18 protein-coding genes are annotated in these 23,032 nt (G+C 54.7%); 9 read left to right on the top strand and 9 right to left on the bottom strand.

Features of this window, described 5'->3' with window-relative positions:
• Nucleotides 1-7: 7 nt before the first annotated feature.
• Both B3729_RS00090 and B3729_RS00085 read right to left on the bottom strand, forming a co-directional pair.
• Nucleotides 8-616, bottom strand: a complete 609-nt coding sequence (locus tag B3729_RS00090) for a PH domain-containing protein (RefSeq protein WP_286786672.1) — start codon at nucleotides 614-616, stop codon at nucleotides 8-10.
• A gap of 365 nt (nucleotides 617-981) precedes the next feature.
• Nucleotides 982-2,268, bottom strand: coding sequence for a tyrosine-type recombinase/integrase (locus B3729_RS00085; protein WP_150347383.1), 1,287 nt, complete (start codon nucleotides 2,266-2,268; stop codon nucleotides 982-984).
• 213 nt (nucleotides 2,269-2,481) lie between these two features.
• Between B3729_RS00085 and B3729_RS00080 the strand changes: the two genes are divergently transcribed.
• Entirely contained in the window at nucleotides 2,482-4,665 is a 2,184-nt protein-coding gene (locus B3729_RS00080; RefSeq protein ID WP_286786671.1) for a putative bifunctional diguanylate cyclase/phosphodiesterase, read from the top strand.
• 47 nt (nucleotides 4,666-4,712) lie between these two features.
• Here the strand turns inward: B3729_RS00080 and B3729_RS00075 are convergent, their stop codons facing one another.
• The 5 genes from B3729_RS00075 to B3729_RS00055 all read right to left on the bottom strand — a co-directional run bounded on the left by B3729_RS00075 (nucleotide 4,713) and on the right by B3729_RS00055 (nucleotide 9,208).
• Nucleotides 4,713-5,267 (bottom strand): hypothetical protein, encoded by a 555-nt coding sequence (locus B3729_RS00075; RefSeq protein WP_286786670.1) that lies wholly within the window; start codon nucleotides 5,265-5,267, stop codon nucleotides 4,713-4,715.
• Nucleotides 5,268-5,278: 11 nt separating this feature from the next.
• A complete protein-coding gene (locus B3729_RS00070) occupies nucleotides 5,279-6,448 on the bottom strand; it encodes a zinc-dependent alcohol dehydrogenase (RefSeq protein WP_010798320.1) in 1,170 nt (389 codons plus the stop codon).
• Nucleotides 6,449-6,689: 241 nt separating this feature from the next.
• Entirely contained in the window at nucleotides 6,690-7,121 is a 432-nt protein-coding gene (locus B3729_RS00065; RefSeq protein ID WP_286786669.1) for a thiol-disulfide oxidoreductase DCC family protein, read from the bottom strand.
• A 49-nt stretch (nucleotides 7,122-7,170) separates the two neighbouring features.
• The gene (gene mgrA / locus B3729_RS00060; protein ID WP_286786668.1) at nucleotides 7,171-8,214 is read right to left on the bottom strand and encodes an L-glyceraldehyde 3-phosphate reductase; all 1,044 of its coding nucleotides are present in this window, start codon (nucleotides 8,212-8,214) and stop codon (nucleotides 7,171-7,173) included.
• 82 nt (nucleotides 8,215-8,296) lie between these two features.
• Nucleotides 8,297-9,208, bottom strand: a complete 912-nt coding sequence (locus tag B3729_RS00055) for a LysR substrate-binding domain-containing protein (protein WP_019364172.1) — start codon at nucleotides 9,206-9,208, stop codon at nucleotides 8,297-8,299.
• Nucleotides 9,209-9,338: 130 nt separating this feature from the next.
• Here B3729_RS00055 and B3729_RS00050 point away from each other — a divergent pair, with 130 nt between their 5' ends.
• Nucleotides 9,339-12,914, top strand: coding sequence for an indolepyruvate ferredoxin oxidoreductase family protein (locus B3729_RS00050; RefSeq protein WP_286786667.1), 3,576 nt, complete (start codon nucleotides 9,339-9,341; stop codon nucleotides 12,912-12,914).
• A gap of 136 nt (nucleotides 12,915-13,050) precedes the next feature.
• On the top strand, nucleotides 13,051-13,470 hold the full coding sequence (locus tag B3729_RS00045) for a hypothetical protein (protein WP_286786666.1): 420 nt from the start codon (nucleotides 13,051-13,053) through the stop codon (nucleotides 13,468-13,470).
• 46 nt (nucleotides 13,471-13,516) lie between these two features.
• On the opposite strand, the gene B3729_RS00040 is transcribed toward B3729_RS00045, so the two are convergent.
• Complete coding sequence (locus B3729_RS00040; protein ID WP_286786665.1) at nucleotides 13,517-15,199, bottom strand: AMP-binding protein; 1,683 nt, start codon at nucleotides 15,197-15,199, stop codon at nucleotides 13,517-13,519.
• A gap of 243 nt (nucleotides 15,200-15,442) precedes the next feature.
• Here B3729_RS00040 and B3729_RS00035 point away from each other — a divergent pair, with 243 nt between their 5' ends.
• Genes B3729_RS00035 through B3729_RS00010 form a run of 6 tightly spaced genes read left to right on the top strand, consistent with a single transcriptional unit; the run spans nucleotide 15,443 to nucleotide 22,297 of the window.
• Nucleotides 15,443-15,829 (top strand): MerR family transcriptional regulator, encoded by a 387-nt coding sequence (locus B3729_RS00035; RefSeq protein ID WP_286786731.1) that lies wholly within the window; start codon nucleotides 15,443-15,445, stop codon nucleotides 15,827-15,829.
• 44 nt (nucleotides 15,830-15,873) lie between these two features.
• Entirely contained in the window at nucleotides 15,874-17,037 is a 1,164-nt protein-coding gene (locus tag B3729_RS00030; RefSeq protein WP_286786664.1) for an isovaleryl-CoA dehydrogenase, read from the top strand.
• Nucleotides 17,038-17,090: 53 nt separating this feature from the next.
• The gene (locus tag B3729_RS00025) at nucleotides 17,091-18,698 is read left to right on the top strand and encodes a carboxyl transferase domain-containing protein (RefSeq protein WP_286786663.1); all 1,608 of its coding nucleotides are present in this window, start codon (nucleotides 17,091-17,093) and stop codon (nucleotides 18,696-18,698) included.
• Nucleotides 18,699-18,709: 11 nt separating this feature from the next.
• Nucleotides 18,710-19,510, top strand: coding sequence for an enoyl-CoA hydratase-related protein (locus tag B3729_RS00020; RefSeq protein WP_286786662.1), 801 nt, complete (start codon nucleotides 18,710-18,712; stop codon nucleotides 19,508-19,510).
• Nucleotides 19,507-21,417 (top strand): acetyl/propionyl/methylcrotonyl-CoA carboxylase subunit alpha, encoded by a 1,911-nt coding sequence (locus B3729_RS00015; protein ID WP_409438634.1) that lies wholly within the window; start codon nucleotides 19,507-19,509, stop codon nucleotides 21,415-21,417. Before B3729_RS00020 ends, B3729_RS00015 begins: the two co-directional genes overlap by 4 nt.
• The gene (locus tag B3729_RS00010) at nucleotides 21,404-22,297 is read left to right on the top strand and encodes a hydroxymethylglutaryl-CoA lyase (protein ID WP_037030240.1); all 894 of its coding nucleotides are present in this window, start codon (nucleotides 21,404-21,406) and stop codon (nucleotides 22,295-22,297) included. The genes B3729_RS00015 and B3729_RS00010 overlap by 14 nt, the downstream gene beginning before the upstream one ends.
• Nucleotides 22,298-22,773: 476 nt before the next feature.
• Here the strand turns inward: B3729_RS00010 and B3729_RS00005 are convergent.
• Nucleotides 22,774-23,032, bottom strand: a 259-nt coding sequence (locus tag B3729_RS00005) for an Hsp20 family protein (protein WP_286786661.1), incomplete at its 5' end; no start/stop codon positions are given.

Here is a 23,032-nt window from a genome sequence, read left to right as displayed (position 1 = left end):
CGAATATTTAAGCCTGGACATACTTGCTGAATACAGCGCTGTAGTCATGGGTCATATAAGTCTCCAGCATCAATGTATTCAGCGTGTCCAAGGTACCTGTGTATTGGTGGGTTATGTGTTCAGGCGATGCTGGGTTAGCAATCTTGTACATGGAGGCCGTTACATCCAATACTTTTAGGGCATTGGCACGCTTGAGTTCTTCCAGGTGCTGAATCTTGCTGATCCCGATCAGAGACTTGTAGATGTCTTTGACCTGTTCAAGAAAGGTCTTTTTGATATCGATGCTGAAGGGTTTGCCGCCTATGACGAATTTCAGCTCGACATCTAGATCCACCGTGCCGGCCGTTTCAATCATGACGCTCTGAATACGCTCGCTGAGGTAATCGTAGCGTTTGATAGTGCGCTTGGACGATACCGCAGATTCGCCGTCCACATGAATCAACGCCAGATTAGTAAAGCAATATTCATCCTTTTTCGATTTGATCAGAAAGAAAATCTTTTCACCGTCCTCGTGAAAGAGATAGTCGTCCGCATCGACCTTGTCGAAGTCTGCTGGTTTGATAATGGATCCGATGTCGCTTAGTCCCAAAGCATCTGCTGCAAATCGTTTGAACATACCAGGCTTTCCTTGAGTGACAGGATAAGGCGCAACATCGAGGCTGCGCGCACGCAGAAAAAGGTTTACTGAACACGCAAAGTGAATTTCAGTTGGGCAGTTGTATCAGGCAGTGAAAAAAAGACAAGGCGTAGGAAGGTTCATTAACGAGGCAAGGAAATCTGTCTTGGCTTAACCGGATCCAGATGAAGGTTTAGGACCCAAAACCCATGAAGGGGATAGAGGCGTCAGTGCTTGCTAATATCAAATTTAACATAATATACATTATGCGAAGTTATGTATTCTGGATATGGAGCCATGGGGCAGCGCCTTGAACGCTGCGAAACCCCATATGAGCTTTTTTGAGCCTTTTATGGCTCACGTCTTTATTGATCCTTTAAACGCCGCTGTTTACCAGACGCCGCTCGCTCCTGGTTGATGGCGTTGTAGTAAATGTCTTGCGTTGTACTCGCCTTGGCGTGGCCAAGATCTTCCTGCAGGTGTTTGAGTGGTCTGCTTGGTGCATCGTAGGTTGCGCTGGTGTGGCGTAACCAATGGGCGCTGGCTGCACGCAGATTGGATACTTCGTCCTCGCTGCGACCTTCCTGTTTCATTCGTACCAACGCCGTGTCAAAGCATTCCTGTACCAGGTTGCGAATCTGCCGATCGGTCAGACCGCCTTGTCCACTGTGTTTAGTCAGTAGCGGCGCAGGATCTCCGGCGTATGGCAGCGGCGTCAGATTGCGGAAGGCCCGGTAGCGCTTGAGATAGACCAGCATGTCATCACTGACCGAGATACGACGTTCCTTGTTGCCCTTGCCAATTGCAACGTACCACCAGGAGCCGTCAGGGTCTTTCTGAAAAGCGTCCATGGTGGGAGACCAGCCGGGCCGCCCGGAAAGTTCGGAGATTCGCAGGTAGAGTGAAAACAGGGTCGCTATGATAAAGAGTGTACGTTCGTGCTTTTCAGGCTCCTCTGCAGCCATCCATTCCGCTGTTTCGATAACGAACTCCCATTGAAGGCGGTCAAGAACCTTGCCGCTGACAGCCTTGGCTTTCTTTTGGAAGAAGCGGCTCTTTTGCTTGATTGCCCGAAAGGGATTACCCACTAACACGTCCTGATCATTGAGGTAATCATAGAATGAGCTGCAGATTGCAAAGACTTGCTTGAGCGTACCCTGAGCCATTTCATAGCGTTCTGGGGTAGTGTCATCGTCGTCTCCTGTTTCGACAGCAAGCTTGCGTGAGGCTTTGTCACCCTGAATCCCAAAGGGGCGCCACAACGGATTGGGCTCCATGCTGCCATCTTTCAGAATGAAGCGGCGACGAACAGAGGTGCCCACCCAGTCCTCGTCAGGCTCCTGACTGAATGCTAAGAACGCCTCGGCATCCTGGCGGCGGAGCGAAAGGATAGACCTCCCTTCCTTGATCCAGCTCCACAGAAGGAGACGTTCAACTTGGGTGCGATAGGCTTTGAATGTCGTTTCCCAGCCGGCATAAGAGCGCAAAAATTCACGCACATGAAAATAATCGTCTTTAGCCGGAATACCGGGCTCAAACCGTTTCAGGTAATTCAGGATAGACGTATGTTCTGCCTCATAAGACGTAGCGTTAAGCCCAAGAAAACTGGCATAAGTATCAAATAAAGGCTGGGGTTTAGACGAGAAAAGCATCGAAATAACACTGAAAAGGCAAGTTTCTTAGTATATCAATTTCCGATTATGGACGTAATCGGAAATTAGCTTATTTATAGGATTTTATAGAAGACACAAGTACTTACGAAAGCCGTCTCGGGCCGCTTCCAACGAACCGTTAAAGAACTAAGCTGTGTGAGATTGATCTCATTTTTATAGGCAAATGCCGTTCAGCTTTAAAGGTGGCTCGCCGTGGACTGGTTAGGTATTCATTTTCTCACAGATCTTCAGCAATCCGGCCTTTCGCCTGTCGAGCATAGCCACACTTCTCTATTGGTTGTCTTTTCCTATCTGATTGCAACTGCTGCCGGTTATACCGCGCTGAGCCTTGCTGATGTTGCGGTCGTTGATGATCGCCGAACGCGCATGCTATGGCGCTGGATCGGTGCCTTTTGTTTGGGCGGCGGTATCTGGTCGATGCACTTCCTCGCCATGATGGCGTTCGTCATGCCGATCCCGGTGTATTACGACCATCGCCTTACAGCCCTTTCGCTGGTCATCGCTATCATGGCGTCCTTGCTGGCCATGGTCATGATTGGTCGCCCTGCTCTTACCGCCAAGCAATATATCGGCGCGGCGATCAGTATTGGCTTGGGGGTTACAGCCATGCATTACATCGGTATGGCCGCCATGCAATCTGCTGCGACGGCCTACTATGATCCCTGGCTATTCGTGCTTTCTATTGTGGTATCGATGTTGGCCAGCCTCGGATCAATGATGTTGATCATGAAGCTACGCCAGCCGGACAACCCTGCTCCGCTCAAGTTGAAACTGGCGGCGAGTCTGGCGCTGGGTGCAGGTATTATCTCCATGCATTTCAGTGGTATGGCGGCCGTTACCTTTACCCTCCCCGCCGGCTCGACGTTTGACCCTGGTGCGCACGTTGACAATCACTCACCTTATCTAGGTATAGCGACGGCTTTTATTTCGCTGATTATTATCAGCTGCAGCCTGGTTGCGGTATGGGCAGGAAAGAAGCTGGAAAGCCAGCGTCGAGATCTTGAACGGGTCAACGCCCTGCTCCACGAACTTGATAGCACACAGGCTTCACTCCATAACGTCGCTCATTTCGATGCCCTTACAGGCCTGCACAATCGCTATTCCTTCAACAAGGAAATTCAGATGCGGCTGGATGAACACGTGGCCCAAGGCACTTCCATGGCCCTGCTGTTTCTGGATCTGGATAACTTCAAGCGGATCAATGATTCATTAGGTCATGATGCCGGTGATGAGCTGTTGCGTGTTGTGGCTCAGCGCCTGAAAAGTGCCTTGCGTGAGCGAGACCTGATTGCACGCCTAGGCGGTGATGAATTCTGCATTCTTGCCAACGTTGAAGAGAATTATGAGGCCGAGCTGTTGGGGCGCCGCATCCTGCAAAAGATGAAAGAGCCTATTATCCTGGCCGGTCGAAAAATGGTTATAACCACGTCTATTGGGGCCAGCCTATTCCCGCAAGATGCAACGACCGGTGAAGATCTCATGAAGCATGCCGATCTGGCCTTGTACAAATCCAAGGCTAATGGTCGCAACATGCTGTATTTCTTTCAGGAACAGCTCAGGAGCAAAGCGTCTCTTGAGCTAAAAATGGAGGAAGAACTACGACAGGCATTGAGTCGTAATAATCTGACCGTGTATTACCAGCCCGTCTTTGAGTTAAGTAGCGGCAAGGTTTGCCATGTAGAGGCATTGGTGCGCTGGCAGCACCCCGAACAAGGCTTGCTGCTGCCCGGTAACTTTATTGATATTGCGACGGCAAACGGGTTTATTGCTGATATCGACCGTTGGGTGATTCGCCGAGCCTGTCGTGATATCAAGAAACTGCATCGGCAAGGCTTCAAGATTGGAGTTGCGGTCAACTGCTGTGTACGCAGCTTGGAGCGTGAAACGCTCGTATCCAACGTTCAGGAAGCCTTGAGTCAGGCACGCCTGGAGCCCCAGTTTCTCGAACTTGAAGTAACCGAAAATGCGCTAATGGCCAACATTGACCAGGTTATCGGGCAGCTAAGGCAGCTGCGTGAGCTTGGCGTGCGGTTGTCCATTGACGACTTTGGTACAGGTTACTCATCGCTGGCGTATCTGAGTCAGCTTCCCTTGGATGCTATCAAGGTGGACCGCTCGTTCATTCAGGATATTCCCAACAATGCGCGGGACCTTGACCTGGCGGAAGCCATCATCGCCATGGGACACAAGCTGCATCTGAAAGTCATTGCCGAAGGCGTGGAAACCCAGCAACAGATTACCTTTCTGATCGATAACCAGTGCGACCTTGCCCAAGGGTTTCTACCCAGTCGCCCTCTTCCCTTCGAAAAACTTCAGGCGTTCTTGCTTGATGAGATAGGCAACAACAACGCATTTTCTCACTCTCACCTCGCCTGAAATGAAAAGGCCTGCTTAAAAGCAGGCCTTTTCTTGCTGGTTTCTGACTACGCGCGGCTAGTATCTGCACGTGCATAACCGTTACCGATATCGGCTCGCATATCAGCCGGTGTTTCAAAGTCGCTTGCGGCACCACGCATGTCGCTTATTGACTTTGGAAAGCCGGATCGGTTGCTGTAATCACGTATAGGCATGTGTCGTGGACGGTGGTGGCGCTCTGTGACGCCCCGTGTTGCCATGACATCGACCAACGCGGTAGCCAGCACGACAGCCATCGCGATTTTCACGTTTCCCCGCTTGGGATTATCGGCATTCAGACCGGTCGCCAGTGTAGCCAGATCCAGGGCATCACCCGCTACACGGCTCCAGAGCGCAGGTGTAGGGTTGTCACTCAGCGCGCCGACACCACTGACAATCTCACGCACCCCATAGGCACGAACAATATTCTCCGACCCTTCCATACCCAAGGCGCGGGTCAGTAGCCGTGGAGCAGCCAACTCCAGGAGACCAAGACCCAGGCTGTAAAAGCCGAGGCCACGGGCCAGCTTGTCTGAAGCGCCTAGTGATCGCTGGGGGGATGAAAATTTCTCAAGCATGGTCATAGCCGTCTCCCTCAAGGTTTCAGAACAACCTTGATGCAGTTGTCGAGTTTATCCCGGAAGGTCTTATACATTTCTGGGCCCTGGTCGAGACTTACCGTATGGGTAATCACGAATGAGGGGTCGATCTGTCCGTCATCGATACGGCGCAGCAGGTCATCCGTCCAACGTTTGACGTGCGTTTGCCCGGTGCGCATGGTAAGCCCCTTATTCATGAGCGCCCCCATGGGAATCTTGTCGACCAGACCGCCGTAAACGCCCGGGATAGATAAAATGCCCGCCGGGCGACAGACATAGATCATCTCGCGTAATACATGAGGACGATCACTCTCCATCATGGTCGCCTGCTTGACCCGATCATAAACGGCATCCAGCGACCGCGTCGCATGGGACTCAAGGCCTACGGCATCAATGCATTTTTCAGGACCCTTACCGCGGGTAAGCTCGTTCAGACGCTCAACCACGCTCTCCTTGTCGAAGTTGATGGTTATCGCCCCGCCCGCTTCTGCCATGAGCAGTCGTTCAGGCACGTTATCGATCATCACGACCTGCTTGGCGCCCAGCAGTATGGCGCTGCGCACACAAAACTGACCCACCGGACCCGCCCCCCAGACCGCTACGGTATCAGTAGGCTGAATGTCGCACTGCACCGCAGCTTGCCAACCCGTGGGGAAAATATCACCCAAGAACAGTACCTGTTCGTCCGTAAGCGTGCTTGGAACCTTTACATGGGTAGAATCTGCAAACGGAACACGTACGTACTCGGCCTGCCCGCCTGCGTAACCGCCGGTTAGGTGCGAGTAACCAAAAAGGCCTGCTGTGGAGTGACCAAACACTTTGTCACCCAGGTCTTTACGGCGGTTCGAGCGCTCGCAGACAGAAAAATTACCGCGTTTGCATTGCTCGCATTCGCCACAGGTAATGGTGAATGGCACGACGATGCGATCGCCTACCTTTAGCTCTTTGTTTTCCGAGCCGACCTCAACCACCTCTCCCATGAACTCATGGCCCATAACATCGCCGCACTCCATGCCGGGAATGAAATGGTCATAGAGGTGAAGGTCGGAGCCGCAAATGGCGCAACTGGTTGTCTTGATAATAGCGTCGCGTGGGTGTTCGATCTTGGGGTCCGGAACGGTGTCGTAGCGGATATCGTTTTTCCCGTGCCAACAGAGTGCTTTCATGCGCGTTCTTCCAACGTTGGTTGAAAAGTCCCGTCACCAACAGCGTGAAGGTCCCTCCTGTCTGGGACATGGGCGGGCTGTATGAATAAGGCCACTCCCTTGGCAGTGATGCTATTGGGACATCAGAACGCATAGGAAAAGTTCAAAGATTGCCCGGATCCTCAAACCAAACGGTAAGGAATAAAGATGACCTGCTGGTCATTTCCTTTTCAGAAACCTTATAGGGTTACTGTTAGAGCTACTAATCGCGGGTAGCGTTCGGTTTCTCAGGAAGCGCGCATTGATCATCCTTACAGCGTCTGGAGCCTTCCGGATGAGGAATCCAGATCAGTTGCGGGCGAGCGCGCAAAAACAGGCGATAACCCAAATCAAACAACGGCCGCAGCGGCTTCCAGGCAAGAGGTGCTGCCCAACGGCCAAGCCCTGCCGCTCGCCAACTCCAATAGGTTGCATCCAGCCCCTTGACCCATTGCCCGTCGGCAAATCGGGCGTGCAACAGATCCCTGAACTGCTGTGATGACATGCCAGGTGCCGGTGCCTCGAAGGCCGGGTCAGCTACGTCTGTAAATAAAAGACGTGCAGGGTCAGCATGTCGACGCAGATGTCGAATCTCGCGGGCACACAGCGGACAGTCGCCATCGTAAAACAAGGTGAGCGGCCACGCGGGTTGCATATACTTCTCCAAAGGGTACGACCTGAAGAGGCCATACCCTTTCACTCGATCAAATAGGGCTATCGGTAGAGGGTTTTTCCCACAGATTGATTCCCCCTTCAACGGCATACTTATCGATTTCTGCCAGCTCTTCTGGTGTAAAGGATAGGTTGCCTAGCGCGCCGATATTTTCCTGCAATTGCTCCGGACGGCTCGCTCCGATCAGCGCCGAGGTGACACGCGGATCGCGTAGCGTCCAGGCCAGGGCAAGCTGAGCCAGACTCTGACCGCGACGCTGGGCAATATCATTCAGTGCGCGCGCCCGTGCGATGTTGTCATCGGACAGGTGCTCCGTTCGCAAGGAGGCACCACCGGGACGGTTCACCCGTGCATCCTCCGGTACGCCATTGAGGTATTTGCCGGTCAGCAAGCCTTGGGCCAACGGTGTAAATGCGATGACGCCTGCACCGACCTCATCAGTTGCATCCAGCAGGTCTTTTTCGATCCAGCGATTGAACAGGTTGTAGGAAGGCTGATGGATGAGAAGAGGAACCTTCCATTCCTTGAGCAGTGCCGCCATCTCGCGTGTCTTGCCAGCTGAATAGGATGATATGCCAATGTACAGGGCCTTGCCCTGCTGCACGGCCGTAGCCAATGCACTGGCGGTTTCCTCAAGTGGTGTGTTGGCATCGAAGCGGTGGGAGTAAAAGATGTCGACGTAATCCAGCCCCATACGCTTCAAGCTTTGATCAAGGCTTGCCAGGACGTATTTGCGTGAGCCACCGCCCTGTCCATAAGGCCCTGGCCACATATCCCAGCCGGCTTTGCTGGAAATGATCAGCTCGTCCCGATAGAGCTTGAAGTCTTCCCGCAGGATTCGGCCAAAGTTGGTTTCGGCGCTGCCGTAGGGGGGACCGTAGTTATTGGCCAGATCGAAATGGTTGATGCCAAAGTCGAACGCCGTACGTAACAGGGCCCGCTGGTTTTCAATGGGTGTGGTGTCACCGAAGTTGTGCCACAAGCCCAGGGACAGTGCAGGCAGGACCAGACCACTCTTGCCTACCCGACGGTAAGGCATGGATTCGTATCGGTTGATGGCAGCCGTATAGCTCAAGGCGTTCTCCTCTCTTCTGTTGTGCTTATGCTTAGGTCTGCAACGGTTATACGACAACTTGACCATTCAGCAAAAGCTGCTTCTACATTCCGCAGGCTTGAATGAGAAATTGTCGAAAGGCTTCTGCCGCCGTCGGCAGTTCGGTATCCGGCTTCCAGATCAGCCCGAGCTCCATAGGCGGAACGGCATCATTGAGCGGGCGGACCTCGATCTTCTTGCCTTCAAGCGACCAGGTACGAAACACCATGTCCGATAGGATGGTCACGCCAAATCCATGGGCAACCAGGCCACGTACAGACTCCATGGAGGATGTTCGAAACGCGACCCTTGGTTCCAGACCGCGTGCCTGCCAATAGCGCTGGGTCGAGGCTTCGCCCTCTTCGACCGTCCCGAGAATATAGGCATGCTCGGCCACATCCTTGAGGGTAATGTCGGGTTTGGTCATCAGCGGGTGGTGACTGGCCAGCCAGAGCTGGCGCCGTGATCGAATCAGAACATAATGCTCGAAACGGTCAATGGCCTCGCTGTTGGACACAATGATCAGGCCAAGATCCAGGCGCCCTTCCAGAACAGCCTGCTCGATGCTGGGCCGATCCATGTCCACTAGATCAATATCCACCTGTGGATAGCTGCGCTTGAAGCGAGCCAGCAGGCTGGGCAGAAAATACCCCAGCACTGCGTAGGTGGCTCCTACGCGCACCACTCCCTCCTGGGTATGACTCAAGAATAGGGGTTCCTTGAGTGCATCGTTCAGCGTATCGAGAATGTGCCGGGCATGCTGCAGGAACCGGTGCCCTTCTGCTGTCAGAGCAACCCCGTAGGGCTGTCGCTCAAACAGATTGACCCCCAGATTTTCCTCCAGTTGAGCCACTGCAGAGGTAATCGCGGACTGGGAAACATGGACATCCAATGCCGCCTGGGAGAAACGGCCCGTGGTGGCAGCCGCCACAAAGTAGCGTAGTTGACGCATCGAAATATCTTTGGAGCTGGCCATCTGATTTTCGAATACCTGAGTGCGGTTTTTAGAATTTTACGTTACCTGTACCCCTTCCTACACTCAAAAGCAAATGGGGCTTCGCTCGCCCCGATCCTGATGACAAAAACAATAAATCGAGGAATAGCGAATGAGTGCAGCCAACAAGACGTTGGATGAAAAGTACACGTTGGAAAGCGGGCGCATCCTGCTAACCGGTATCCAGGCGCTCGTCCGCCTACCCTTGATGCAACGGCAACGTGATCTTGCAGCAGGTTTGAATACTGCTGGGTTCATCTCGGGATACCGTGGCTCGCCACTGGGCGGCCTGGACCAGGCTTTATGGAAGGCTCAGAGCCATCTCAAACAGCATCACGTTGTCTTTCAGCCCGGCCTGAACGAAGACCTGGCCGCTACGGCCGTCTGGGGATCACAGCAGGTCAACCTCTTCCAGGGTGCGCAATACGACGGCGTGTTTGGCATGTGGTATGGCAAAGGCCCAGGCGTTGACCGCTGTGGCGATGTCTTCCGCCACGCTAACGCTGCAGGCTCTTCACGCTTTGGCGGCGTGCTGGTTATCGCTGGTGACGACCATGGCGCTCGTTCTTCCACCCTGCCTCATCAGACCGAGCACATCTTCAAGGCCGTGATGATGCCCGTGTTGTCTCCCTCCGGGGTGCAGGAATACCTCGATTTTGGTTTGCATGGCTGGGCCATGTCCCGCTATTCAGGCTGTTGGGTGGCCATGAAAGCCATTTCGGAAACCGTGGAAAGTGGCGCGGTGGTCGATGTCGACCCGCTTCGTGTACAGCCCAAGGTGCCTACCTATGAGCTCCCGGCGGATGGTCTCAACATCCGCTGGCCCGATCCGCCGCTGGTGCAAGAGAAGCGCTTACTGGAGCATAAGCTCTATGCCGCCCTCGCCTATGCGCGGACCAACGGGCTCGACCGCATCACCCATGATTCTCCCAATGCCCGCATCGGTATCATCACGTCAGGCAAATCATATCTGGAAGTCTGCCAAGTCCTGAAGATCCTGGGCATTGATGAGGACATGGCCCGGCAGATCGGCTTGCGCGTGTACAAGGTGGGCATGGTCTGGCCCCTGGAAGCCGAAGGCGTTCGGCATTTTGCCGACGGGCTGGAAGAAATCATCGTGGTGGAAGAAAAACGCCAGTTGATCGAATACCAGCTCAAAGAAGAGCTGTACAACTGGCGCGAGGATGTCCGTCCACGCATCGTGGGCAAGTTTGACGACAAGGGCGAATGGTCACTGCCCCATACGGACTGGCTGCTCCCGGCCACCAGTGACTTGACCCCAGCGCAGATTGCCCGTGCAGTGGTCAAGCGCATCCTGCAACGCCAATCCAATGGCCTGCTGCAGATGCGCCTGGCGGTGTTGGATGCTCAGTTGGCAGCTAAAGGCGGACTGGTCACCAAGATGGCGCGGATGCCCCATTACTGCCCTGGCTGTCCACACAACACTTCTACTCAGCTCCCGGAAGGCAGTCGCGCACTGGCCGGGATCGGTTGTCACTACATGGCAACCTGGATCTACCCTGAGCACACCCAGACATTCAGCCAGATGGGTGGTGAAGGTGTTGCCTGGGTAGGACAGGCACCGTTTACTCAGACAAAGCATGTGTTTGCGAACCTGGGCGATGGGACTTATTTCCACTCAGGGCTTCTAGCCATTCGCGCATCGGTCGCCGCGAAAGTACCGATTACCTACAAGATTCTCTACAACGATGCCGTGGCCATGACAGGCGGCCAACCGGTGGACGGTACCTTGACCGTGCCGCAGATTTCCCAGCAGCTACGCGCCGAGGGTATCGAGCGCATCGTGGTCGTCACGGATGACCCGGACAAATACAAGCCAGTCAAAGGGCTTGCCGAGAATGTACCGGTCAAACACCGTGACGAGCTGGACGCTGTGCAACGTGAGCTGCGAGAGCACCCGGGCGCATCCGTCATCATCTACGACCAGACATGTGCCGCCGAGAAGCGACGTCGCCGCAAGCGTGGTGCCTATCCTGATCCCGCTCGTCGCGTTGTGATCAACGAGGCCGTGTGTGAAAACTGCGGTGATTGCAGCAGCAAGTCCAATTGCATGTCCGTGGCTTCGGTCGAGACTGAGTTCGGACGCAAGCGCGAGATCGACCAATCCGCTTGCAACAAGGATTTCAGCTGTCTTTCAGGTTTCTGCCCGAGCTTTGTCACGGTGGAAGGCGGAAAGCTGCGCAAGGCCAAGGCGCTGGCGGAAGACCCTTCCGATAGTTGGGATCTGCCTGAGCCTGTACTGGCCTCGGTCAGTGAGCCTTACAGCATTCTGGTAACTGGTGTGGGCGGTACAGGAGTCGTCACGATCGGTGCCCTCCTGAGCATGGCGGCTTATCTTGAAGGCAAGGGAGTGCTGACGCTGGACATGGCGGGGCTGGCGCAGAAAGGTGGCGCAGTGTGGACTCATGTACGGATCGCCGAGCGGCAGGAGCAGCTCTTTGCACCCCACATTGCTGAAGGTGAAACCAACCTGTTGTTAGGTGGCGATCTCATCGTCAGTGCCAATGCCGAGACGCTTGATAAGCTTCGCCAGGGCGTCACCCATGCGCTCGTCAACAGCCAGGAAAGCGTAACCAGCCACTTTGTTCGCACCTTTGCCCATCAGGCAAACAGTGGCGATGTTCACACCCATCCTGATCCTCAATTCCAGTCCCAGAACATGGCCGCTCAGATCGCCGAAGCCGTAGGAACGGATCGTGCCTTTTTCCTCAATGCCAGCCGTATCGCCACTGCGCTGATGGGGGATTCGATTGCAACCAATACCTTCTTGATGGGAGTGGCCTATCAGAAAGGTTGGCTGCCGGTTAGCCAGGACTCGCTATTCCAGGCGATCGAAATGAATGGCGCTGCCGTCGAGCTGAACAAAAAAGCCTTCATCTGGGGCCGTCGAACTGCCGTTGACCAGGCGCGGGTCGAGCAGAAGGTCAAGGAAGGCTCCGTTGTTACCGCGTCTCACCAGTTATCCAAAACCCTTGAAGAAGTGATTCTGCGGCGTGTGGATGATCTGACGGCGTACCAGAACACCGCCTATGCCGAGCGCTACCTTGCGCGTCTTGAAAAGATCAAGGCAGCTGACACTGCCCTGATGGGACAAGCCGGAGAGTTGAGCGAGGCGGTTGCCCGCGCCTATTACAAAGTCCTGGCTATCAAGGACGAATACGAGGTGGCGCGTCTGTACACCGATGGCGACTTCCAACGCAAGATTGCTTCGATGTTTGAAGGAGACTACACGCTCAACTTCCATTTGGCTCCGCCTATCTTCAATAAATCCAAGGCTGGTGAGGGTCCGAAGAAGCAGCAGTTCGGACCGTGGATGATGAAAGGCTTCAGCGTGCTGGCGCGCCTGAAAGGTATCCGCAATACCTGGCTGGACCCCTTTGCCCGCACTGAAGACCGCAAGCGAGAGTTGAAGACGCTTAGGGAATACGAAGCCAACCTGGATGAAATCCTGCAGCGTCTGACGCCTGACAATTATTCCGTTGCGGTTGAGCTTGCCAAGTTGCCGCTGGACATCCGGGGGTTCGGCCCGGTGCAGGAGCGTTATCTGGCTACTGCCGAACGCAAGCGTGCCGAACTGCTGGCCCGCTTGAGGCAACAAGCCTCGTTTGTAGACGCTGCCGCTGAGGTACAGGAGACTCTGCAGCGCATTCGTACTACCCAGCTGTAAGGTGTTGAATCGAGCGGTTGCAGGAATGAGCCGCTCGTATCCCAATGCAGAAGGTGGCTTTATCAATGGCACGGCAAAATGTTAACCTAATCACAATTCGCATGGTGCGAATCAAGGATGCCCGAAAGGATTAGTGATGTATCGTAAAGCAGTTGCGGCTATCGGAATGGCCGTATTATTAAATGGATGTGCCTCTGGCTTGAACAGTTTTCAGAAGTCAGAACTCGACCGGTACGAAGCCCGCGGTCTGGTCGTTCAAGAAAAGAGCCCTGGTCTTGCAGCAGGCCTTGGCCTTCTTCCCGGAGGAGGTTCTTTCTATAGCAGAGAATACGGCTTTGGCGTCGTGAATCTTCTGCTCTGGCCTCTTTCCATCATCTGGGACCCGGTTGGCGGTTACGATGCAGCCAAGGTCATCAACTATCAGGCCACCAAGGCTAAGCTTGATGCTGAGCGTGACAAGGACCTGGACACGCTTGATAGCCAGCTTCAGCTGGGTCAAATTGACATGACCCAGTACACGCTGGAAAAGCGTAAGATCGAGAGCAAATACAAATAATTCCCCCCGCTCCCGCTGACATCATGACCAGCGGGAGCGATACGCACTACGATGCCTTCCGCTGCGTCAGCTCCTCGATCATGATTTCCCGCATGCGAAATTTCTGAATCTTGCCCGTTACGGTCATGGGAAACTCGTCTACGAAGCGAACATGTTTCGGCACCTTGAAGTGTGCGATGTGGGCCTTGCAGAAGTCGCGAAGTACCTCCTCTTGCGGGCTATGCCCGTCATGCAACTTGACCCAGGCGACGATCTCCTCACCGTACTTGTCGTCAGGAATGCCAATCACCTGAACATCTGCCACTGACGGGTGACGGAATAGGAACTCTTCGATTTCACGTGGATAGACGTTTTCACCACCCCGAATGATCATGTCCTTGCTGCGGCCCACGATCTGCACATAGCCCTGCTCGTCCATGCAGGCAAGGTCGCCCGTATGCATCCAGCGGGCACCGTCCAGCACGTCGGATGTGGCCTTTGGGTTTTCCCAATAGCCCAGCATCACGCTGTAGCCGCGTGTACATAACTCGCCTATCTGTCCACGAGGAACGATGCGGCCCTGCTCATCGACGATCTTGCTTTCCAAATGGGGCTGACTGCGGCCCACGGTGGTAACGCGGCGCTCCAGCTCATCGTCCGGGCCGGTCTGAAGGGAGACCGGACTGGTTTCGGTCATGCCGTAGGCTATCTGCACTTCGCTCATGTGCATCTCGGTTATGACTCGGCGCATCACTTCGATCGGGCATGTCGATCCTGCCATGATGCCGCTGCGCAGGGAGGACAAGTCAAAACGCACACGTTCGGGATGATCAAGTTCGGCGATAAACATGGTGGGAACGCCATAGAGCACGGTGGCCTGCTCTTCCGAGATAGCGCTCAATGTTGCCAACGGCTCAAAAGATGGCGCTGGATAGATCATAGTGGAACCGTGGGTCAGGCAACCTAGATTACCCATGACCATACCGAAGCAGTGATACAGCGGTACGGGAATGACCAGACGATCCCGCTCGGTCAGCCCAAGGCTTTCTCCCACCATGTAGCCGTTATTGAGAATGTTGTAATGACTCAGAGTGGCTCCCTTGGGAAAGCCTGTGGTGCCCGAGGTGTACTGGATATTGATAGGGTCATCGAACTGAAGTAGCGCGCTGCGCTCATGCACATCAGCCGTGCTCGTTTGCTTGGCGAAATTGGAAAGATCACTCCAACGCAGGAAACCGGCAGGTGCCGTTTCGCCCAGCGTGATTATGCCGTGCAGATCCGGAAGGTTTACACAGCGCAGCCGTCCTGGGGGCTGGCTTTCAATATCAGGGAGAAGCTCGTTCAACATGGCGTGGTAGTCGCACGTCTTGAAGATATGCGCGCACACCAGCCAACGGCAGCCGGATTGCTTCAACACATACTCCAGCTCACCTACCCGATATGCCGGGTTGATATTGACCAGAATGGCCCCGATTCTAGCGCTGGCAAACTGCGTCACGCACCATTCCATGCAGTTTGGTGCCCAGATACCCAGTCGGTCCCCCTGCTCTACACCCAATGCTACCAAGGCCCTGGCGCAACGCTCTACCTCCTCGGCCAACGCCTGCCAGGTCAGTCGTACATTCTGGTGACGAACAATTAGCGCTTCGCGCTCAGGGTAACGGGCTACCGTAAGATCAAAGGCCTCTCCAATCGTCATGGCCAGTAAGGGCTTGTCTTGACGGCCCTGGGTATAGCTCGGTTGGTTCATGGCTTTCCCTTCTTGTCATTGTTGTGGGAACTGCTGACTCATGTGGCTACCGCTAAAGCCTAGTTATCTTTACGTTAACGTAAAGGGCATGGCAAGTCGTTGCATCCAACCAGCACAGCTAAATTTCTGAAAAGGTGTCTGGCATGCTTGCGAGGTATTTACATCCAGACATTACCGAAGCGAGTTGACAGCTTCGCTGACCAGCTTTACGTTAACGTAAAGGTAATCCAGATGAGTTTACATATGACGGCGAGTTACAGCATTTCCGATCTGGCCCGAGAGCTGGACATTACAACCCGAACCATTCGCTTCTATGAGGAGCAAGGCATGCTTACGCCCGAGCGGCGTGGTCAGGAGCGCATCTACTCGGCCAAGGATCGCGTCACGCTCAAGTTGATTCTGCGGGGTAAGCGAATCGGGTTTTCACTGGCGGAGTGCCGGGAATTAATCGAATTGTATGACCCGAGTTCAGGTAACCAGAAGCAGCTCAATAGCATGCTGACCAAGATTGCGGAACGTCGCGAGCAGCTTGCACAGCAGCTGATGGATATTCAACAGATGCAGCTCGAACTAGACACGGCTGAAGAACACTGTCGTGCGGCGCTGGAGATGGCTAACGCAACGGCTTGATCCCCTTTTGCTTCCACCAGACAAAAACAATCACAGGTGACCCCATGACATACCCCTCGCTCGACTTTGGCCTCGGCGAAACCATCGACATGCTGCGCGAGCAGGTGCAAAGCTTTGTCAGAGCGGAAATCGCACCCCGCGCAGAAGCCGTTGACCGTGAGAACACGTTTCCCCATGACCTTTGGCGCAAATTTGGCGACATGGGTCTCCTGGGTATCACAGTGGATGAAGAGTACGGCGGCTCGACATTGGGGTATCTGGCTCATGTAGTGGCCATGGAAGAAATCAGCCGAGGCTCGGCCTCTATCGCCCTCTCCTATGGTGCGCATTCGAACCTGTGCGTCAATCAAATCCACCGTAATGGGACGCCTGAGCAGAAAGCCAGATATCTGCCCAAGCTAGTATCAGGTGAGCATGTCGGCGCCCTGGCCATGAGCGAGCCGAATGCCGGTTCTGACGTGGTTTCCATGAAACTGCGTGCAGAGAAACAGGGTGACCGCTACATCCTCAACGGCACTAAAACCTGGATTACCAATGGACCAGATGCCAATACCTATGTGATCTATGCCAAGACTGACCTGGATAAAGGACCACACGGCATCACAGCATTCATCGTTGAACGTGACTGGAAAGGCTTCAGCCGCAGCAACAAGTTCGACAAGCTGGGCATGCGAGGCTCCAATACCTGCCAACTCTTTTTCGATGGCGTCGAGGTGCCGGAAGAAAACATCCTTGGCGCCCTGAACGGGGGCGTAAAGGTACTCATGAGTGGGCTGGATTACGAGCGTGTCGTACTCTCTGGCGGACCTGTCGGCATCATGCAGGCCTGCATGGATGTCATTGTCCCCTACATTCACGACCGCAAACAGTTTGGCCAGAGCATTGGCGAGTTCCAGTTGATCCAGGGAAAGGTGGCAGACATGTATACCCAACTCAATGCCAGCCGCGCGTACCTGTATGCCGTTACCCAAGCCTGTGATCGAGGAGAAACCACGCGCAAAGATGCCGCGGGCGTCATTCTCTATACGGCTGAGCGAGCAACCCAGATGGCGCTGGATGCCATCCAGATTCTGGGCGGCAATGGTTATATCAACGAATTCCCAACCGGCCGCCTTCTACGCGATGCCAAGCTGTACGAAATCGGTGCGGGGACCAGCGAGATCCGGCGCATGTTGATCGGGCGCGAGTTGTTCAAGGAAACGATGTAACCCGCTTCTTATCCTGCGGACATTCCAACAACAACGCTGAAGCGAGATCCGCCATGACCGTTATAACCAGTCAGCTCGACCCCCGCTCGCCTGACTTTATCCGCAATCAAGACGCCATGCAGGCACAGGTGGCAAACCTGCACGCGCTGCTTGCCCACATCCAGCAAGGCGGCGGACCCAAGGCGCAGGAGCGTCATACCTCACGCGGCAAACTGCTGGTACGAGACCGCATTGATCACCTGCTCGACCTCAACTCGCCTTTTCTGGAGGTTGCCCAACTTGCCGCTCATGAGGTTTATGGCGAGGACGTACCGGCGGCTGGCGTGGTAGCCGGTATTGGCCGAGTCGAGGGCGTGGAGTGCATGATCATTGCCAACGATGCGACGGTCAAGGGAGGGACGTATTACCCCCTTACCGTCAAAAAGCACCTGCGTGCTCAGGCCATTGCCAAAGAGAACCGACTGCCGTGCATCTACCTTGTGGATTCTGGCGGTGCCAACCTGCCCCGACAGGATGAGGTCTTTCCTGATCGCGAGCATTTCGGACGAATTTTCTTCAACCAGGCAACCATGAGCGCCCAAGGCATTCCGCAGATTGCGGTAGTGATGGGTTCTTGTACTGCCGGTGGCGCCTATGTGCCCGCCATGGCGGACGAAACCATCATGGTTCGCAACCAGGCCACCGTCTTTCTGGCCGGTCCGCCCTTGGTCAAAGCCGCTACCGGTGAGGTGGTGACCGCTGAGGAACTGGGTGGCGCTGATGTACATTGCAAGGTGTCCGGCGTGGCGGATTACTACGCCGAGAATGATGAGCATGCCCTTGCCCTGGCGCGTCGCTGTATTGGCCATTTGAACTGGCGCAAACAGGGTCAGGTACAGATGCGCTCCCCTGTAGCACCTAAATACTCACCCGATGAGCTTTATGGCGTTATCCCGGCAGATGCCAAACAGCCCTACGACGTTCGCGAAGTGATTGCGCGCCTGGTTGATGGTAGCGAATTCGACGAGTTCAAGGCGCTGTTCGGGCCTACGCTGGTTTGCGGTTTTGCGCATTTACACGGCTACCCCGTAGCAATTCTGGCCAATAACGGCATCCTGTTTGCCGAGGCGGCGCAAAAAGGTGCGCACTTCATCGAGTTGGCCTGTCAACGAGGTATTCCGCTGGTGTTTCTTCAAAACATCACGGGCTTCATGGTTGGCCAGAAATATGAAGCAGGCGGCATTGCCAAGCATGGGGCCAAGCTTGTGACCGCTGTCGCCTGCGCACAAGTCCCCAAGTTTACCGTGATCATTGGCGGCAGCTTTGGCGCGGGCAATTACGGCATGTGCGGCCGAGCCTATGATCCCCGCTTTCTTTGGATGTGGCCTAACGCCCGTATCGCGGTAATGGGCGGCGAACAGGCAGCCGGTGTACTTGTGCAGGTCAAGCGGGAACAGACCGAGCGGACAGGCGGAGCACTCAGCATGGAAGAGGAAGCAGCCATCAAAGAGCCGATCCTGGAGCAGTACGACCGTCAGGGTCACCCCTACTACTCCAGCGCCCGATTATGGGATGACGGCGTGATCGACCCTGCCCAGACGCGTGAAGTACTAGCTCTGGCTATCTCCGCTTCTTTAAACGCACCTATTGAGCCGACCCGCTTTGGCGTGTTCCGCATGTAAGGAATCCCGCGATGACTTACCAGACCTTGCAACTTGATATCGACAGCCGCGGCGTTGCCACCTTGTGGCTGAACCGCCCTGAAAAAAACAATGCGTTCAATGCCGAGGTGATTGCCGAGCTCATTCATGCATTGGAAACAATTGGTGCTAATGAGGCCATCCGGTTTCTGATTCTACGTGGACAGGGACGGCACTTTTCCGCAGGAGCAGACCTTGCCTGGATGCAGGCATCGGCCACCTTGAGCCTCAAGGAAAACCATGAGGATGCACAACGACTAAGTCTTTTGATGGAAACACTTCATGCTCTACCCCAGCCTACGTTGGCGGTCGTGCAGGGAGCGGCTTTTGGTGGAGCACTTGGATTGATTGCCTGTTGCGATATGGCCATCGGTGCACAGGATGCTGTGTTCTGCCTTTCCGAAGTCCGCATCGGTTTGGCTCCGGCAGTGATCAGTCCCTATGTCGTTCGGGCTATTGGCGAGCGAGCCACGCGCCGCTATGCCTTGACAGCCGAGCGCTTTTCCAGTGGTCGTGCGCAAGCCTTGGGGCTACTGGATGAAACCTACCCGGCTGACCAGCTGGAAGCCGCCGTCAACGAGTGGAAAAACAATCTGCTCCTCAACAGCCCTGCGGCCCTTAAAGCCTGCAAGAGCCTGCTGCACCAGGTGGGTACGGCTGCAAACCTGGATGATGCGCTGAAAGGTTATACCCAGCACTTCATTGCATCACTGCGGGTAAGCCCAGAAGCACAGGAAGGGCTAAGCGCCTTCCTTGAAAAACGTATGCCCAGCTGGCAGGAGCCCTCCGTATGAGCATGTTAAAGCCTCTCGACACTCTCCTGATCGCCAATCGCGGCGAGATTGCCTGTCGTATCATGCGTACCGCCCAATCGCTGGGCATCCGAACGGTCGCCGTGCACAGCGAGATCGACATTACAGCCCGCCATGTTCGCGAAGCAGACCTGGCTGTTAACCTGGGTGGTAGTAAACCGGGCGAAAGCTATCTGTGTATCGACAAGATTATTGCAGCGGCCAAGCACAGCGGTGCCCAAGCCATCCATCCGGGGTATGGCTTTCTTTCCGAAAATGCAGCCTTTGCCCAGGCTATTGAAAAAGCAGGCCTGCTCTTTCTTGGCCCTCCCGCCTCCGCAATTGAGGCGATGGGTAGCAAGTCTGCCGCCAAGGCCCTGATGGAAACCGCCGGCGTGCCCCTGGTTCCCGGCTATCATGGCGAGGACCAGACGCTAGAAACATTCAGACAGGCCGCCGAGCAGATCGGCTATCCCGTTCTGCTGAAAGCGGCTGCCGGTGGTGGTGGTAAGGGCATGAAAATCGTTGAGCGAGAGGCCGATCTGGCTGAAGCCCTGGCCTCGGCGCAGCGTGAAGCTCAATCTGCGTTTGGCGACGCCCGCATGTTGGCTGAAAAATACGTGCTCAAGCCTCGACATGTCGAAATACAGGTCTTTGCCGATCAGCACGGTCATTGTTTGTATCTGAACGAACGCGACTGTTCTATTCAGCGTCGCCATCAGAAAGTCATAGAAGAAGCCCCTGCCCCCGGACTTTCTCCTGCATTGCGTAAAGCCATGGGAGAAGCTGCCGTACGGGCTGCACAGGCGATCGGCTATGTCGGTGCTGGTACCGTCGAGTTTCTGTTGGACGACCGTGGCGAATTCTTCTTTATGGAGATGAATACGCGCTTACAGGTAGAGCATCCTGTGACAGAGGCTATCACCGGACTGGATCTTGTTGCTTGGCAGATTCGCATCGCCCGAGGTGAAGCCCTGCCCATCACTCAAGATCAGGTCCCGCTTGAAGGGCATGCTATTGAGGTACGCGTGTATGCAGAAGATCCTGGCAATGATTTCCTGCCCGCTACCGGTACCTTGCATCTCTATCAGGAACCCGCCAGTGGTCCTGGTCGCCGCATCGATAGTGGTGTAACCGAGGGGGATACAGTATCGCCCTTTTACGATCCCATGCTGGCCAAGATCATCGCTTGGGGCGAGAACCGCGAAGAAGCCAGACAACGTCTGCTCGCCATGCTGGAGCATACCCAGGTAGGCGGGCTGCGAACTAACCTGGCCTTTCTCAAGCGCGTGTTGGCTCACCCCGCCTTCGCGCGTGCTGAACTGGATACAGATTTCATTCCTCGGTATCGGAATGAATTACTGCCAGCCCCTGCAGAGCATGACAATGATTTCTGGCAAGCAGCTGTTCAAGGCTGGCTAGGCAGTGAGCCGCCGGTAGCAAGGGCTGATGACCCCAGCGCTCCTTGGGCATCGTTGCCCGGATGGCGAGCAGGCTTGCCGAATCGGCAGGCAGTAACGCTGATATGCAATGAAGAAAAACAGCGTGTTGTCTGGGATGGAAAAGATCGAAAGGTCAAGGCGCAGCGCCGCGACGACAACCTCTATCTGAATTGTCGAGGCGAAACCCACACCCTTACCCGCTTCGATCCCATACAGGCCGCAACCAATAAAACGGTTCACTCAGGCGGGCTTACCGCTCCTATGAATGGCAGCATTGTGCGGATACTGGTAGAACCAGGTCAGCGTGTTGAAGCCGGCGCTCCCCTAGTGGTTCTGGAAGCCATGAAGATGGAACATACCATCCGGGCCCAGACTCCAGGCATGCTCAAGGCCATCCTTTGCCATGAGGGTGACATGGTCAGCGAGGGTTCAATCTTGGTTGAAATGGAGGCTGATGATGCTGCCTGAGCGTGTTCGTCTGGTTGAGGTAGGCCCACGAGATGGCCTTCAGAATGAAACACAGCCGATTAGCCTGGAGGACAAGGTACGGCTGGTAAATGATTTGACTGATACTGGCCTTGATTACATTGAAGTGGGTAGTTTTGTTTCTCCCAAGTGGGTGCCCCAGATGGCAGGGAGTTCTGATCTGTTTTTGAAGATCTCTAAAAGGGCTGGTATTACCTATAGTGCCTTGACGCCTAACATGATGGGTTTCGAAGCTGCCCTGAATGTAGGTGTGAAAGAAATAGCCATCTTTGCAGCAGCATCCGAGAGCTTTTCTCAACGTAATATCAACTGCTCTATCAATGAGAGCCTGCAGCGGTTTAAACCTGTAATGGAGGCTGCACGGCAGCATGGGATTAGCGTCCGTGGGTATGTTTCCTGCGTACTGGGGTGTCCTTATGAGGGCGACATTACGCCTGATCAAGTCTTATCAGTTGCACGTGAACTGATTGATATGGGATGCCGTGAAATTTCATTGGGTGACACGATAGGGATTGGTACACCGGGCGCTGTACGAACGCTCATAGGTAAGCTCTCCCAAGAGATTCCGTGTGATCGACTGGCTGTGCATTTCCACGACACTTATGGCCAGGCATTGGCCAATATCTATGCTGCCCTACTGGAGGGTGTCTCTGTGGTCGATAGCTCTGTTGCTGGCCTGGGAGGCTGTCCCTATGCAACGGGTGCAAGCGGTAATGTGGCCACAGAGGACGTGCTCTACATGCTCAACGGCCTTGGTATCCAGACTGGAGTAGATCTTTCTCGGCTGATTGCCGCAGGTCAACGAATCTGTGAGGTCCTAGGCCGCGATACAGGCTCTCGAGTCGCCAAGGCTTTTAAATAGCGCTCCTCCCCTACCGTTACGAGACTTTATAAGTACTCGTAACGGTTCATATGCAACGTACCCGCTTTTACCGGTCATGCTTCATAAGGTAAGCATCAACATCATGGAGCAATGCTAGAGGTCTGGATACATTGGGCGTATTTCCTACCGTTCGATTACTGCTCGAAACGCTGATTGCGATGCCGACGCGAATGCCCCGCTCCGCTGATCTGGAAGGAAAAGATGAAGCTGGAGCACTGGAAAAATATTTGGTTAGACAGCGATTCATTTCTACGGCTGGTAATGCCCCTCTTCTCCTGGCATGAAAGCTACGTTTGTATGAAGCCAGCTTCTTAACGTAGCGTCTTTTCTGATGACTTGCTGCTTTTGCTTTTTTATTGAGGTGTTTGAAAAGACTATATGGGCTGGTATTACTTAGGCACTACAAAAAGGGACGCACATGGCGTCCCTTTTCTAGGGTCTGATGCCTGCTGTACTTAGGCAATCTGGCCTTCCAGCGCAGGCTTTTCATCAGCACTCAACTGGCCGTTGATAGCGATGCGCTTGGGCTTGGCCTCTTCCGGTACTTCACGTACCAGATCGATGTTGAGCAGGCCATTCTTCAAGCTCGCACCTTTCACCTCGATATGATCAGCCAGGCGGAAGGACAGCTTGAAGGCACGCTGGGCGATGCCCTGGTGCAAGTAGGTCACGCTGTCGGCGCTCTTCTCACGGCGGCCGCTCTTCACGGTCAAC

The sequence above is a fragment of the Pseudomonas sp. UBA3149 genome (genome assembly GCF_002364655.1).
GTDB lineage: Bacteria > Pseudomonadota > Gammaproteobacteria > Pseudomonadales > Pseudomonadaceae > Chryseomonas > Chryseomonas luteola.
The sequence above is the reverse complement of the archived record's forward strand: the minus strand, read 5'-3'. Positions and strand labels throughout refer to the sequence as shown.

Bases quoted from the DNA above. Each gene is read 5' to 3' on its own strand.
- B3729_RS00090 (WP_286786672.1), bottom strand. From the start codon at position 616: ATGTTCAAACGATTTGCAGCAGATGCTTTGGGACTAAGCGACATCGGA.
- B3729_RS00085 (WP_150347383.1), bottom strand. From the start codon at position 2,268: ATGCTTTTCTCGTCTAAACCCCAGCCTTTATTTGATACTTATGCCAGT.
- B3729_RS00075 (WP_286786670.1), bottom strand. From the start codon at position 5,267: ATGACCATGCTTGAGAAATTTTCATCCCCCCAGCGATCACTAGGCGCT.
- B3729_RS00070 (WP_010798320.1), bottom strand. From the start codon at position 6,448: ATGAAAGCACTCTGTTGGCACGGGAAAAACGATATCCGCTACGACACC.
- B3729_RS00065 (WP_286786669.1), bottom strand. From the start codon at position 7,121: ATGCAACCCGCGTGGCCGCTCACCTTGTTTTACGATGGCGACTGTCCG.
- B3729_RS00055 (WP_019364172.1), bottom strand. From the start codon at position 9,208: ATGGCCAGCTCCAAAGATATTTCGATGCGTCAACTACGCTACTTTGTG.
- B3729_RS00050 (WP_286786667.1), top strand. From the start codon at position 9,339: ATGAGTGCAGCCAACAAGACGTTGGATGAAAAGTACACGTTGGAAAGC.
- B3729_RS00045 (WP_286786666.1), top strand. From the start codon at position 13,051: ATGTATCGTAAAGCAGTTGCGGCTATCGGAATGGCCGTATTATTAAAT.
- B3729_RS00040 (WP_286786665.1), bottom strand. From the start codon at position 15,199: ATGAACCAACCGAGCTATACCCAGGGCCGTCAAGACAAGCCCTTACTG.
- B3729_RS00035 (WP_286786731.1), top strand. From the start codon at position 15,443: ATGACGGCGAGTTACAGCATTTCCGATCTGGCCCGAGAGCTGGACATT.
- B3729_RS00030 (WP_286786664.1), top strand. From the start codon at position 15,874: ATGACATACCCCTCGCTCGACTTTGGCCTCGGCGAAACCATCGACATG.
- B3729_RS00025 (WP_286786663.1), top strand. From the start codon at position 17,091: ATGACCGTTATAACCAGTCAGCTCGACCCCCGCTCGCCTGACTTTATC.
- B3729_RS00020 (WP_286786662.1), top strand. From the start codon at position 18,710: ATGACTTACCAGACCTTGCAACTTGATATCGACAGCCGCGGCGTTGCC.
- B3729_RS00015 (WP_409438634.1), top strand. From the start codon at position 19,507: ATGAGCATGTTAAAGCCTCTCGACACTCTCCTGATCGCCAATCGCGGC.
- B3729_RS00010 (WP_037030240.1), top strand. From the start codon at position 21,404: ATGATGCTGCCTGAGCGTGTTCGTCTGGTTGAGGTAGGCCCACGAGAT.